This is a genomic window from Rhodobacter capsulatus, assembly GCF_052363185.1.
GTDB lineage: Bacteria > Pseudomonadota > Alphaproteobacteria > Rhodobacterales > Rhodobacteraceae > Rhodobacter > Rhodobacter capsulatus_E.
In genome coordinates this window covers 2,193,472-2,206,634 of sequence record NZ_CP198955.1, presented here as the reverse complement: position 1 = coordinate 2,206,634, position 13,163 = coordinate 2,193,472, and the positions used below count along the sequence as shown (strand labels likewise).

Here is a 13,163-nt window from a genome sequence, read left to right as displayed (position 1 = left end):
CCGGGGCGCTGCCCCGGACCCCGGCGTATTTGGGCCAAGAAAAATCAAAGGCCGATCAGGCGGCGGATGTCTTCGGGGCTGGCGCCCTCGGACCGGTATTTTGCGAGCGCGCGGGCGTCGTCGCGTTTGGCCAGCCGCTTGCCCGCCGCGTCGCGGATCAGGTCGTGGTGGTGGTAGCGGGGCACGGGCAGGCCAAACAGGCATTGCAGCGTGACATGGATGCAGGTCGCCTCGAACAGATCCGCGCCGCGGGTGACATGGGTGACGCCCTGATGCGCATCATCAAGCACCACGGCGAGGTGGTAGGAGGTCCCCATCTCGCGCCGGGCAAGGACGACATCGCCGATCTCGCGGATCATCGTTTCGGGGGTCACGGCGTGGCGGCCGCGATGGAGGGGGCCGGTTTCTTCGAAGCTGGTCTCGGTCGCGGCAAGGTCCATGCGCAGGCGCAGCGCGGTTTCGGGCAGTTTCTGGCCGGGGCGGGGCGCGCCCTTTTCGCGGCAGGTGCCGGGATAGAGGAGGCCGTCGGGGCCAAGGGGGGCGCCCTCCTGCGGGGCCGAGGCGGCCTGTTCGATGTCGCGTCTGCTGCAGGTGCAGCTGTAGATCAGCCCGCTTTGCCACAGCCTTTCAAGGGCGTCGCGATAGGCGGGCAGGCGGTCGGACTGCCGCAGCACCGGCCCGTCCCAGGTGAGGCCAAGCCAGCGCAGATCGTCCATAAGCTGCGCCTCCCACTGCGGTTTCGCGCGGGCGCGGTCGATATCCTCGATGCGCAGCAGGAACCGCCCGCCCGCCGCCCGCGCCATGTCATGGGCGAGGATCGCCGCATAGGCATGGCCCAGATGCAGCGGGCCGGTGGGCGAGGGGGCAAAGCGGGTGATCACGCCTGACCGGCGAGCCAGGCGGTGAAGATCTCCTTGGCGCGGTCAGTGTAGCCCTTGTAGCGGTCCTTGCGGCCGCGCCGTCCGCCGCGCGCGTCGTCAAGTGGCGGGAAGAGGCCGAAATTCACGTTCATCGGCTGGAAGGTTTTCGCCACCGCGCCGCCGGTGATGTGATGCACAAGCGATCCCATCGCGGTTTCGGGGCCGGGCGCGGGCAGGCTGGCGCCGCGGATCTCGGCCGCGGCCATCCGCCCCGCCAAAAGCCCCATCGCGGCGCTTTCGACATAGCCCTCGACCCCGGTGACCTGGCCCGCAAAGCGCAGGTTCGGGCGCGCGCGCAGCCGCATCTGGTCATCGAGCAGCGTCGGCGAGTTCAAAAACGTGTTGCGGTGAATGCCGCCCAGACGCGCGAAGGAGGCTTGCTCCAGCCCCGGAATCATCCGGAAAACAGCGGTTTGCGCGCCATACTTCATCTTGGTCTGAAAGCCGACGATGTTGTAGAGCGTGCCCAGCGCATTGTCGCGGCGCAGCTGCACCACCGCGTAGGCCTTGGTCGCCGGGTCATGCGCATTCGTCAGCCCGACCGGCTTCATCGGCCCGTGGCGGAGCGTCTCGCGGCCGCGTTCCGCCATCACCTCGATCGGCAGGCAGCCGTCGAAATAGCTGGCCGTTTCGCCTTCGTGGAACTCGGTCTTTTCGGCTGCCAGCAGCGCGTCGATGAAGGCCTCATACTGATCCTTGGTCATCGGGCAGTTGATATAGGCGGTTCGTTCTTCCTCGGTCTCGCCCTTGTCATAGCGGCTTTGCCGCCAGGCGACCGACATGTCGATGGTCTCGGCATGCACGATCGGCGCGATCGCGTCAAAGAAGGCCAGGCTTTCCGCCCCGGTCACCGCCCGGATGCTTTCGGCCAGCGCGCCCGAGGTCAGCGGCCCGGTGGCGATGATCCAATGCCCGTCGGTGGGCAATTCGGTGATCTCTTCTTCCGACACCGAAATCAGCGGATGCGCCCGCAAGGCCGCGGTGACGGCGCCCGAAAAGGCCTCGCGGTCGACGGCCAGCGCCCCGCCCGCGGGCAGGGCATGGCGGTCGGCCGTGGCCATGATCAGCCCGCCCGCCGCCCGCATTTCCCAATGCAGCAAGCCCACGGCATTGCGTTCGTCGTCATCCGAGCGGAAGGAATTCGAGCAGACCATTTCCGCGAAATCGCCCGAGCGATGCGCAAAGGTGCCCACGCGCGGGCGCATTTCATGCAGCACCACGGGCACGCCCGCCTGTGCCGCCTGCCATGCCGCTTCCGAGCCGGCCAGACCGGCGCCGATGATGTGAAGTGTGTCCATGCCGCCTGATACCGCCCCGGGGGGCCGCGTGCAATCAGATCAGCGCGATCCGCTCGCGCCGTTCGGCATCGGGGAAGGGCCGGTAAAGCCCGACCGAGTAAGAGGCGATCATCGCATGCATCAGCTCGTAATGCCGCATCTCCCCCTCGGTGAATTGCGCGACCGAACGGAAGGCCTTTTCCAGCGCCGCCATGCTTTCGAACTCGACTTCCAGAATGAAGCCGGTATGCGGCCCCGAGGCCAGCCCCATCTTGCGCCGCATCAGCCGCCAGCCGCCGATCAGGCCTTCCTGCTTCAGCTCGCTCATCCATTGTTCGACCGAGGCGGCAAAGGCCAGCGCCTTGGCATCGCTCTTCAGCTCGATCATGCAGTGGTAAAGATCCATGCTTTTCTCCCTCGGGTCAGGGCAGGAAAGCATGGATTTCTTGAGATTGGCTTAAGCGGCTCAGTCGCCGATGATCGCCTGCGACAGCCCGCGCTTGCCGAAGGTCACGCCATTGCCGCCCATCAGGAGCTTGACGCCCAGACCCACGGTCAGTTCCCGATCCATCCGGTTGCCATCGACCAGCCCGAGCGAGCCGTCGATCTTCACCCCCGAGGGCATCGCATAGCCTATGGTCGCATCCAGCGCCTGCGTATCGGCGCCGTGATCTGCATCGACCGTCTTCAGCCGCCCGCCCAGCGACAGGGCATCGCTCATCGCATAGCGGCCATCCAGCCCGAAGATCGTCGCGTCATTGCCGTCATTCTTCAGCAGCGTCGCATTGCCCTCGACCGTCAGCAGACCGAAATCCCGTGTGGCTTCAAGGCCGTAATGCTCCATATGGTTGCCGCCGACCCATTCGTGACCCAGAAAGCCGCCGACCGCGAAGCCGTCGTTCACATGGCCGATGGCATGCAGGGTGACGTTGGTGGCTTCCTTGTCGCTGTTGGTGAAATGGTGCTGCGCCACATCCAGCTGGGCGGAAAAGCCGGGGGTGAAGCCATAGTCCACCGCACCTTCCAGCGCGATGTTGTTCTTGTGCCGCTCCTGGCCCTCGATCAGCCCGGACCAGGTGAAGCCCAGTTCCGCGCCGCGCACCGAGCCCTCGGCCAGGACGGTCGCGGGAAGCAGCGCCGCAACCAGCGCCAGCGGGACAATCTTCTGCATCTTCAACCTCATGGAGTTTGTTCTTGGTCTTGTCTTACGCTTCGGCCTCGTCATCGCCCGGATCGGCAACGCGGGCGACCGAAACGACCTCTTCCTCGGCCCCGGTGTTGAACACCTTCACCCCCCCGGCCGCGCGGGAGCGGAAGGAAATCCCCGCCACCGGGCAGCGGATCGACTGGCCGGTCGAGGTGGCCAGCATCACCTGATCGGTGGGCTCGACCGGGAAGGAGGCCACCAGCGCCCCGCCGCGCATCGACTTTTCAAAGGCGGTGACGCCCTGACCGCCGCGACCGCGCACCGGGTAGCTGTGGCTTGAGGAAATCTTGCCCAGCCCCTTGGCGGTGATCGTCAGGATCAGATCCTGCGCCGCCAGCATTTCGGCATAACGGGCATCCGACAACACGCCTTCGCCGGTTTCGGCGTCGTCCTCGGCATCGCGTTCGGTCTCGGCCTCGTCCTCGGTCTCGCCGCCCAGCTCCGCGCGGTAGCGCTTGACGAAGGCTTCGCGTTCCCAGGGCTCGGCCTCGAAATGGCGAATGACCGACATCGAGACGACCTTGTCGCCCTCGGCCAGCCGCACGCCGCGCACGCCGGTCGAGGAGCGGCCCTTGAAGATCCGCACCTCGGGCACCGGGAAGCGGATGGCCCGGCCCGAGGCCGTCACCAGCATGATGTCGTCGTCTTCGTGGCACATCCGGGTATCGACCAGCGTCACCCCTTCGGGGAGTTCCATCGCGCGCTTGCCGTTCCGCATCACCTTGGCGAAATCCGACAAAGCGTTGCGGCGCACGTCGCCGTCTGAGGTGGCAAAGAAGACCTGGAAATCGTCCCAGGTTTCCTCGGGCTCATCGACCGGCATCAGCGAGGCGACGGTGACGCCTTGCGGGATCGGCAGGATATTGACGATTGCCTTGCCTTTGGACGTCCGCCCGGCCAAGGGCAGGCGCCAGCATTTCAGGCTGTAGACCATGCCGTCGGTGGTGAAGAACAAAAGCTGGGTGTGGGTGTTGGCGACGAACAGCGTGGTGACGACATCGTCTTCCTTGGTCGCCATCGAGGAAAGCCCCTTGCCGCCGCGCCGCTGCGCGCGGAATTCGGCCAAAGGCGTGCGCTTGATGTAGCCGCCCGAGGTGATGGTCACCACCATATCCTCGCGCTCGATCAGGTCTTCGTCGTCGAGATCCCCGGCCCAGTCCACGATCTCGGTGCGGCGCGGCACGGCATGGGCGGCGCGGACCTCGCGCAGCTCGGTTGCGATGATCTCCATGATCCGCTCGCGGCTCGCCAGAATCGCCAGATAATCCCGGATCTTGCCCGCCAGTTCCGCCAGCTCGTCGGTGACTTCCTGCACCCCCATCGCGGTCAGGCGCTGCAGCCGCAGATCCAGAATGGCGCGGGCCTGAATTTCCGACAGGTTGTAGGTGCCGTCGTCATTCACCGGATGCAGCGGGTCATCAATCAGCCGCAGATATTCGACGATCTCATGGGCGGGCCAGCGCCGTGCCATCAGCCGGTCACGCGCCTCGGCCGGGTCTTTCGAAGACCGGATCGTGGCGACCACCTCATCGACGTTCGAGACGGCCACGGCCAGACCACACAGGATATGGCTGCGCTCGCGTGCCTTGCGCAGCTCGTAAGCCGTGCGCCGCGCCACAACTTCCTCGCGGAAGGTGATGAAATGGCTCAGGAAATCACGCAACGTCAGCTGTTCGGGGCGGCCGCCGTTCAGCGCCAGCATGTTGCAGCCAAACGAGGTTTGCAGCGGCGTGAAGCGATAAAGCTGGTTCAGCACCACATCGGCGGTGGCGTCGCGCTTGAGTTCGATCACCACCCGCACGCCGACGCGGTCGGATTCGTCGGCGATGCCGGAAATCCCCTCCAGCTTCTTTTCGCGCACCAGATCGGCCATCTTCTCGATCATCGTCGCCTTGTTCACCTGATAGGGGATCTCGTCGATGATGATGGCGAAACGGTCCTTGCGGATTTCCTCGATCCGGGTTTTCGCCCGGATGATGACGGAGCCACGACCCTCCAGATAGGCCTTGCGGGCGCCGCCGCGGCCCATGATCTGCGCCCCGGTCGGGAAATCGGGCCCGGGCACATAGTCCATCAGCGCTTCCGAACTCAGATCCGGGTTTTCGATCAGCGCCAGCGTCGCGTCGATCACCTCGCCCAGATTGTGCGGCGGGATGTTCGTGGCCATGCCGACGGCAATGCCGCCCGCGCCATTGACCAGCATGTTCGGGAAACGCGCCGGAAGAACCGTGGGCTCGCGGTCCTTGCCGTCGTAGTTGTCCTGAAAATCGACCGTGTCTTTCTCGATATCGGCGAGCAGGAACGAGGCGGGCTTGTCCATCCGCACTTCGGTGTAGCGCATCGCCGCGGCGCTGTCGCCGTCCATCGAGCCGAAGTTGCCCTGCCCATCCAGCAACGGCAGCGACATCGAGAAGTCCTGCGCCATCCGCACCAGCGCGTCATAGATCGCGGCGTCGCCATGCGGGTGGTATTTCCCCATCACATCGCCCACCGGACGCGCCGACTTGCGATAGGGCTTGTCATGGGTGTTGCCGGTTTCATGCATCGCATAAAGGATGCGCCGGTGCACGGGCTTGAGCCCGTCGCGCAGATCGGGAATGGCGCGCGACACGATCACGCTCATCGCGTAATCGAGATAGGCGGTCTTCATTTCCTCGGCGATGGAAACCACCGGGCCCGCATGGTGGGCACGTTTCGGGGTGTCGCCGGAGGGGTCCGTGGGGTCGATGATCTCGGTCACGCGGGGCTTCTTCTGCCAGATTTTGTTGTGCAGCCTTATATCGCAACCCATGGCTTGGGTGCAACGGCGAATGGCCGCGCCGGGGGCAAAGGTCGGATTTTGCGTATTTGGACCAGGAAAAACCGGCTGCTTTTTCTTGGCTCAAATACGCCCTTGCGCGCTCAGCGCCGGGCGCGACGATCGGTCAGGAAGGCCGCGATCCAGAGCCCCGCGAAGCCAAGCGAAAAGAGCGCGTTCAGGTTCGGCATGGTGATGCCCATGATCTGCCAGGCGATCTCGTCACAGCGGATCAGCGGCGCGGCAGAGATCTGCGCCATCAGATCCTGCGCCGAAAGGCTGGCGATCGGGTTCGAGGTGCAGCTGTCGGGACCGGCGAAGATGTGGCGCTCGACCCCCGAATGATAGAGGCCGAAGGCCGCGGTGGTCAGGGCCGCCAGCGCGCCGAAACCGGCAAAGGCCATCGGCAGGCGCAACAGGATCATCAGCACGCCCAGCACCGCGGCGACCAGATGCGGCCAGCGCTGCAGGATGCACAGATCGCAAGGCGGCACGCCCAGCGCCTGAAACACCAGCGCCGCGATCAGCACTGCGGCCGATCCGGCCGCGGCCAGCGCGATCAGCACGCGCGGGGTCAGCACCGACAGCATTCTCAGGCTCCTTTCAGCACAAGCCAGGCGGCCGCCAGCACCAGCAGCAGCCCGGCGACAACCCAGGCCAGGCGGCGCTCGATGAAGGTGGTGATCCTTTCGCCGAATCGCGCCAGAAGCCAGGCCAGCCCGTAAAACCGCGCCGAGCGCGCGACGATGGCCGAGGCGATGAACAGCACCGGATCGAAGCTGAGCACCCCCGCAAGGATCGTCACCACCTTCATCGGCGGGATATGCGCCAGCCCCGAGGTGATCAGCATGATCAGGATCGCCCAGGTGCCCGCGCCGTCGCGCAGGGCTTCAAAGGTGCCGATCTTGCCCGTGGCCTCAAGGAAGGGGCGCGCGAGCAGGTCAAAGGCGTAATGGCCGATGCACCAGCCGAAGATGCCCCCCAGCACCGAGGTGACCGAGGCGATCAGCGCATAGCGCCAGATCTTGTCGGGCCGCGCGAGCCCCATCGGCACGAACAGCACATCGGCCGGGATCGGAAAGAACGAGCTTTCGACGAAAGAGATGGTGCCCAGCGCCCATTCCGCGCGCCGATGCCCGGCCAGGCCGATGGTCCAGCGGTAAAGTCGGTCGAACATGGGCCCCCGCGGCTTGTTCCGGTCTTCATGCCGTGCATCGCAAGGCGGGGCGGCGGCGTCAAGGCGCAGCGCGAGGTTTTCCGGATCGCGCGGCCAAAGCCGCCCCTGATCCTTGCGCGACGGGGTCGGTTTGCTCTTGTCAGCGGCGGTTTGCGGGGCTAGATGCGAGGGGCTGGCCCGAGTGGCGGAATGGTAGACGCAGGGGATTCAAAATCCTCCGCCGCAAGGTATGCGAGTTCGAGTCTCGCCTCGGGCACCAGCTTGAAATCCAAGGAAAAATCTGGCTGCGCCTGCTGTGCTGTTGCGCCCTTGCGCCGCTGGTTCCCACAGGCAGTTCCCACGTTCCTGGTTTCGTCCTCCTTTGTTCAAGCGGCTTTTCCGCCGCGATCTGAGCGGGTTTGATTCGCCCCCGCGGCTTGGGCGGGCCGTTTCCGCCCGGGGTGCTGTTGGTGGCCCGTGACAGGAAAGGCCCGAGGTGACCCCGGACCTTCAGGTTCAGCCGCCTGTCCTGCGGTGAAACCCCGCCTGCGCGGGGAACTGACGTTTGACCGCACATTTGGCGCGAGGGTGCGTCAGGTCCGCTTGGTCCCGGTTCAGTGCTGAAACCCATTCCTCGCTTTGCGGGTCGCCACTCCCCCAAGAGGCCAGGACTCCTTGAGACTTTCAGAGCTTCCGGTCTGCCCCGGTCTTTCGAAACACGAATTCCGGCAGGATCGTCTCCCAGTCTTCGCGCTTGATATAGGTCCGATATTGCTCTTCGTTGTCCGCCTTGCGCCAGCGTACCACCGCGCCGACCTTGCCCGACACCATTGACGTGCCCTCAGGCGGGGCCCAGGTCCCGGCCATCCGGCCCAGTACGCGGCCCTTTTCGTCAAGGATCAGCCATCTCCCCTCGCGCATGGCCAGCGTCACCGGATCGTCCACCTTGGCCCCCGCAATGGCGGCCAAGGTCGGGTTCGTCTCGGGCAGCCGCCCGGCATAGGAGAGATCCACCGCCCCCATCTCGGGAAGCTGATACTGGTCGGGCTCGGGCAGATCGCGGCGCGCTGGCACCTCGATCTTGCGCAGCATTTCGCAGTCGCTGTCAGCCGCGACAAAGGCATGCGCGCCCTGCGTCACCACCGCAAGGCTGCGGCGCGCGCGGGTCATGGCGACGTAGAACAGCCGACGCGGGGCCTCGCCGTCTTCACCCTTGGAGAGCACCTGCCAGCCGCCGTTCAGGATCACCACATGGTCGAACTCAAGGCCCTTGGCGCGATGCGCGGTCAAAAGCAGCAGCCCCCGTTGCGCGCTGCGAATGTCCTGCGCCCATTCGGCCAACCATTCGACCGCATCGGGCACCGGGATCGTTTTGTTGCCCAGTTCCCGCGCCAGATCGGCGATGCCCTCGGCGATCAGATCGACCCATCGGGTCGAGGGCTGAGCGTTCAGCGCATCAAGGATGTCCTGAATGCCCAGCATCATGGCCGGGCGTCGGCGCAACCCCGCCACAAGGCGCTGCATCTCGCGCAGCCGCCAGATGTTGGGGAGCTTTTCATTCGCCATCTCGACCGGCAGGCCAAGTTTTTCGGCATAGGCACGCACCGGGCCAAGCCGGCGCCAATCGCGCGAGATGATCGCGCAGCGCGCCCAGCTGAACCCGGGATCAAGCCGCGCGATCCGCACCAGCTCGTCCACCGCGGCCACCGCCTGCGCCGTGTCGTCGCCTGCAACATCGAGAAACTGCACCCGCCCCTGACCGACCGGGTCATAGCCCGCCATCACGCCCCCGCCCGGGTCAAGGCTGCGCATCTTGTCCACGGTGATCGGATGGCCCGCCTTCATCCGGCCGCGCGCGGGGGCGATGACCTGATTGGCCGCATCCACGATATGCCGGGTCGAGCGGTAATTCTCGGTCAGGAATTTCGGCTTGGCGCGGTAATCCTCCTCGAACTGCCGGATGAAGGAAATCGAGGCGCCGGTGAAGGCGTAGATGTTCTGGTCATCGTCGCCCACCGCAAAAAGGCTCAGCCGCTGGTCGGGATCGTCAAGCGAACGCCCGGCCACGGCGGCAATCAGCGCATATTCGCCGGGACCGATGTCTTGATATTCATCGACCAAGATCCAGCGATAGCCTTGGATCAGCGCCTCGCGCTGCGCCTCGGCCTCGGATCGGCTCAGCCCCTCGCCGGTGATTTGGCGCACGGCTTCCATCAGCACCGCGTCGAAATCGCGGGTCTCGGCTGCCGTGCCCGCGAAACTCGCCCCCACCAGCCGCATCGCCAGCGCATGACAGGTCGAAACGGTGACGCGGGCGGCATCCTCGCCCACCAGATGGCGCAGCCGGGCGCGGATCTCGGCGGCGGCATGGCGGTTGTAGGTCAAGACCAGAATGCCGCGCGGGTCTTCGCGCTTGACCCTTAAAAGGTAAGCGATGCGATGCACCAGCACCCGCGTCTTGCCCGAGCCGGGACCGGCCAGCACCAGCACGTTGGTTTCCTCGCGGTCGTCGGCGACGATCTCCTGCTGCACCGGATTGGAGAGGTCGTCGACGATCTGCTTCCACGCGCGGCCGGTGGTCTGGCGCCGCAATTCGACACTGCGGCCCGGCATCCAGCGTTGCACGAACCGGTCCTGATCGAGGGCGAAATAGTCCTCGGAAAGCCGCACCGCCTCGTCGATCTGCGCCAGCCCCTTTTCGGCATAGGCCGCCATCACATGGGTTTGCAGCGTCTGTTCGCGGTAATGTTCCTCAAGCGGCAGGAAATCCTTTTTCGTGAACCCCGCCCGCCCGGGGTTGAGATGGATCGTCATCGCCGAGCGGAAGACCGTCAGCCCCTTGCCCAGCGTCAGCACCTGCTGCTCGTGCAGCCACAGAAGCGCCCGTTCCATCAGCTTGGTCATGTCCTTGACGCCCGCAGCCGCGATCAGCGCATCGCCATTCAGCGCCGCAAGCAGATCGCCGATCGTTGTGTCGACCTGAAGATCCTTGCCGCTGGTGCCTGCGGGCACCTTGGCGATCAGGAAATCGAGGAGTTTCTCGGCCGCCATCCAGCGCAGCGCGGCGGTCTGCTCGACCACGCGCCATGAGCGTTGCAGCACCACCTCCAGCGTTTTCGACGAAAGCTTCTTGAGCCGGATGTTGCCCGTGCCGCCGTCGCTGTCGCGCCCGTCGCGCGCGATGCTGCGCAAGAGCCGGTCGATCCCATGCGGGCTGGCATCTTCATGGCCATCCCCGCGCAAAAGCTGGCTTGCCGCCGCCAGATCGAGGGGGGCGCCATCGCCGACATCGGCCTCGGGCGCCATCTCGCGCATTCGCCCGATCAGCGCCTTTTCCAGCCGGATTGCCTGGGTCAGGCGCTGGCGCGAGTGGTTCTTGACCGCCACATGCACCGAAACGGTGATCGCAATGTCGTTGCGCGCGATGCCAAGGATTTCCAGATCGGCCATCGCCTTGGCCAGCGCGCGATGTGTCAGCCCGCTGATGCCGGTCAACTCGTCGGTGGTGATGCCCTGATCGGGGGGCGTGTTCATCACATGGCGCACGATCGACAAAAGCTGGCGGCGCCGGGCCTCGGTGATCTCGGCGCCCTTCAGCCGCGCCTCCGCCTCGGTCAGCGTGCGCACCAGAAGCGAGGAGGGAAACACCTGCACCCGGTTTTCCTCGCGCGCAAGAAGGGCGGCCTCTTCAAGCCAGGACACGGCGGTTTTCACCCGAGTGTCATCGGTCGCGCTGTCGCGGGTGAAGTCGTGGTCCTTTTCCTCGCGCACGATCTCGCCCGCCGTCGCCACCACCGTGCCGCTGTTGCGGGAATGCTCGTCGATCCGGCGCAGGGCTTTCAGGATCGCGCCGATCTCGTGTTGCGCAAGGCGCGAGCGGGCCGTCAGGGTGAACTGCCGCTCGACATCGTCGGAATGATAAAGCAGCACGCAATTTGCAGGGGCCCGGTCGCGACCCGCCCGGCCCGCCTCTTGCAGGTAGTTTTCAAGCGAGCCGGGGATGTCGGCATGGACCACCAGCCGAATGTCGGGCTTGTCGATCCCCATCCCGAAGGCATTGGTGGCGGCAATCACCCGCAGATCGCCGATGCGAAAGCGTTCCTGCACCGTCTGCTTGTCGTCGGGCGTCAGGCCCGCGTGGAAATGCTCGGCGGCCAGCCCCTGTTGTTTCAGAAAGGCCGCTACCCGCTCGGTCTCGGCGCGGGTTGCGCAATAGACCACGGCGCCGGATTTTTCGCTCTCGGGCAGGTGTTCGGCAATCACGCTCAGGATGTCGCCCAGCTTCGCGCCCTTGCTGGTCGCGCGCACGGCGAAGGTGAGGTTCGTGCGCGTCGCCCCGCCATCGAAGAGCGCCAGATCGACGCCCAGACGGTCGCGGAAATGCGCGGTGATGTCGCGCACCACCTCGGGCTTCGCCGTCGCGGTCAGGCACAGCACCGGCGCGGGCGGGGCGTCGCCGGTGAACTCGCGGATGAAGCGGCCGATGTAGCGATAGTCGGGGCGGAAATCATGCCCCCATTTCGAGACGCAATGCGCCTCGTCGAGCACCCAAAGCCCGACCTCGCGTTGCTTCAACACAGAGCGGACCGAGACCGAGCGCAATTGTTCGGGCGAAATCAGCAAGATCGCCGCCTGGCCCAGCCGGACCCGGTCCAGCGCATCCTGCCGTTCGGGCATCGAAAGCATGCCGTTGACGGTGACCGCCGCGGAAATCCCCGCCCGCTCCATCCCCTGCACCTGATCGGCCATCAGCGCGACGAGGGGCGAGATCACCACGCTGAGCGCCCCGGTCTTGTCATAAAGGCTGAGCGCGGGCACCTGATAGCAGACCGATTTGCCGGTGCCGGTGGGCAGGATGCCCAGCACATGCGCATGGCCCATGGTTTCGGCCACGATGGCCTCTTGCAGGGGCCGCCCCGCGCTGTCGGCGGGCTCTGGCCGAAAGCCCGGAAAGCCGAACCATTTCTTCAGCGCCCCCACCGGGGTGTTGCGCTCGGCACACCAGAGGCAGGCGGGATCGCCGCAGGCCGTGTCGCGCAGATCGCGCACGATCAGCGCCGCTTGCGGAAAGGCCGCCCGGACCCAGGGCGGCATCACCGAGTCCCCGCCCGCCACCGAGATCCAGGCCAGCGCATAGGCCATCGGCCAACCCGTTTGCGGGTCCGACAGCGTCTCAATCACCGGCCCGATCCGCGCGCCGCAGGCCTTGCCCGACAGCAGCGACCGGATCGCCGCCAGCGCCGTGGTCCGGTCGGGCGCGGGGGCCTTGCGAACTTCGGTGAACACCGCGTCGAACCCTTCGGAGCGGTCGGTTCGCGTGGTCAGATGATGATAGGCGAGCAGGGTGTCGGGCGAGGCTGCGTTGAGGTCTGTCAGCGCGGTGATCTGGTTTGCCAGCACCTCGAACACCAACCGCGCGTCCTGTTCAGGGTCGTTCACATGCCCCGCCTGCAAGCGCCCGTCGTGATAGTGTTTCACCAGATGATGATAGGGGTTGCGCGGAAAGGCCAAGGGGTTGAGCCAGAGCGTGTCAATGGGCGCTGCCATCTTGCCCGACAGCCGGGGCCGGGCCGCCAGCAGATGTTCCAGATCGTGGCGCAGGATATTGTGGCCAAGGATGTGCTGCGATTTGCCCAGCGCCGCCTCGAGCGCCTCCAGCCCCCGGCCAAGCCCCCCCTTCGGCGCCACAACGGGGTGCGCATCGGCGAACCGCACCGCCGCCATGTCGAAAATCTTGCCCGTTTTCGGATCGACCTCAAGATCCACCGAAAGACACCGCTCCAGGAGAGGCGTCTTGTCCTCTCCC

General features: G+C 65.8%; 8 protein-coding genes and 1 tRNA gene. 1 reads left to right on the top strand and 8 read right to left on the bottom strand.

Annotated features, from left to right (window positions below; all coding sequences use genetic code 11):
• Positions 1 to 44 precede the first annotated feature (44 nt).
• The 7 genes from gluQRS to ACTTAG_RS10800 all read right to left on the bottom strand — a co-directional run bounded on the left by gluQRS (position 45) and on the right by ACTTAG_RS10800 (position 7,378).
• Complete coding sequence (gluQRS, locus tag ACTTAG_RS10830) at positions 45 to 881, bottom strand: tRNA glutamyl-Q(34) synthetase GluQRS (RefSeq protein WP_444462338.1); 837 nt, start codon at positions 879 to 881, stop codon at positions 45 to 47.
• Positions 878 to 2,218 (bottom strand): methylenetetrahydrofolate--tRNA-(uracil(54)-C(5))-methyltransferase (FADH(2)-oxidizing) TrmFO, encoded by a 1,341-nt coding sequence (gene trmFO / locus ACTTAG_RS10825; RefSeq protein WP_444462337.1) that lies wholly within the window; start codon positions 2,216 to 2,218, stop codon positions 878 to 880. The genes gluQRS and trmFO overlap by 4 nt, the downstream gene beginning before the upstream one ends.
• A gap of 34 nt (positions 2,219 to 2,252) precedes the next feature.
• Positions 2,253 to 2,603 carry a DUF6614 family protein gene (locus tag ACTTAG_RS10820; protein WP_013067686.1) on the bottom strand — a complete coding sequence of 117 codons (351 nt, stop codon included), beginning with the start codon at positions 2,601 to 2,603 and terminating at the stop codon, positions 2,253 to 2,255.
• Positions 2,604 to 2,663: 60 nt separating this feature from the next.
• Complete coding sequence (locus ACTTAG_RS10815) at positions 2,664 to 3,368, bottom strand: porin (RefSeq protein ID WP_444462336.1); 705 nt, start codon at positions 3,366 to 3,368, stop codon at positions 2,664 to 2,666.
• Positions 3,369 to 3,402: 34 nt separating this feature from the next.
• The gene (gyrA, locus tag ACTTAG_RS10810) at positions 3,403 to 6,054 is read right to left on the bottom strand and encodes a DNA gyrase subunit A (RefSeq protein WP_444465235.1); all 2,652 of its coding nucleotides are present in this window, start codon (positions 6,052 to 6,054) and stop codon (positions 3,403 to 3,405) included.
• Positions 6,055 to 6,305: 251 nt separating this feature from the next.
• Positions 6,306 to 6,791 (bottom strand): disulfide bond formation protein B, encoded by a 486-nt coding sequence (locus ACTTAG_RS10805; protein ID WP_444462335.1) that lies wholly within the window; start codon positions 6,789 to 6,791, stop codon positions 6,306 to 6,308.
• 2 nt (positions 6,792 to 6,793) lie between these two features.
• Positions 6,794 to 7,378, bottom strand: a complete 585-nt coding sequence (locus ACTTAG_RS10800; RefSeq protein ID WP_444462334.1) for a YqaA family protein — start codon at positions 7,376 to 7,378, stop codon at positions 6,794 to 6,796.
• 175 nt (positions 7,379 to 7,553) lie between these two features.
• Here ACTTAG_RS10800 and ACTTAG_RS10795 point away from each other — a divergent pair.
• Positions 7,554 to 7,637 (top strand) — tRNA-Leu (locus ACTTAG_RS10795).
• Positions 7,638 to 8,041: 404 nt separating this feature from the next.
• Here ACTTAG_RS10795 and ACTTAG_RS10790 read toward each other — a convergent pair.
• Positions 8,042 to 13,081, bottom strand: coding sequence for a RecQ family ATP-dependent DNA helicase (locus tag ACTTAG_RS10790; protein ID WP_444465234.1), 5,040 nt, complete (start codon positions 13,079 to 13,081; stop codon positions 8,042 to 8,044).
• Between the last annotated feature and the right edge of the window lie 82 nt (positions 13,082 to 13,163).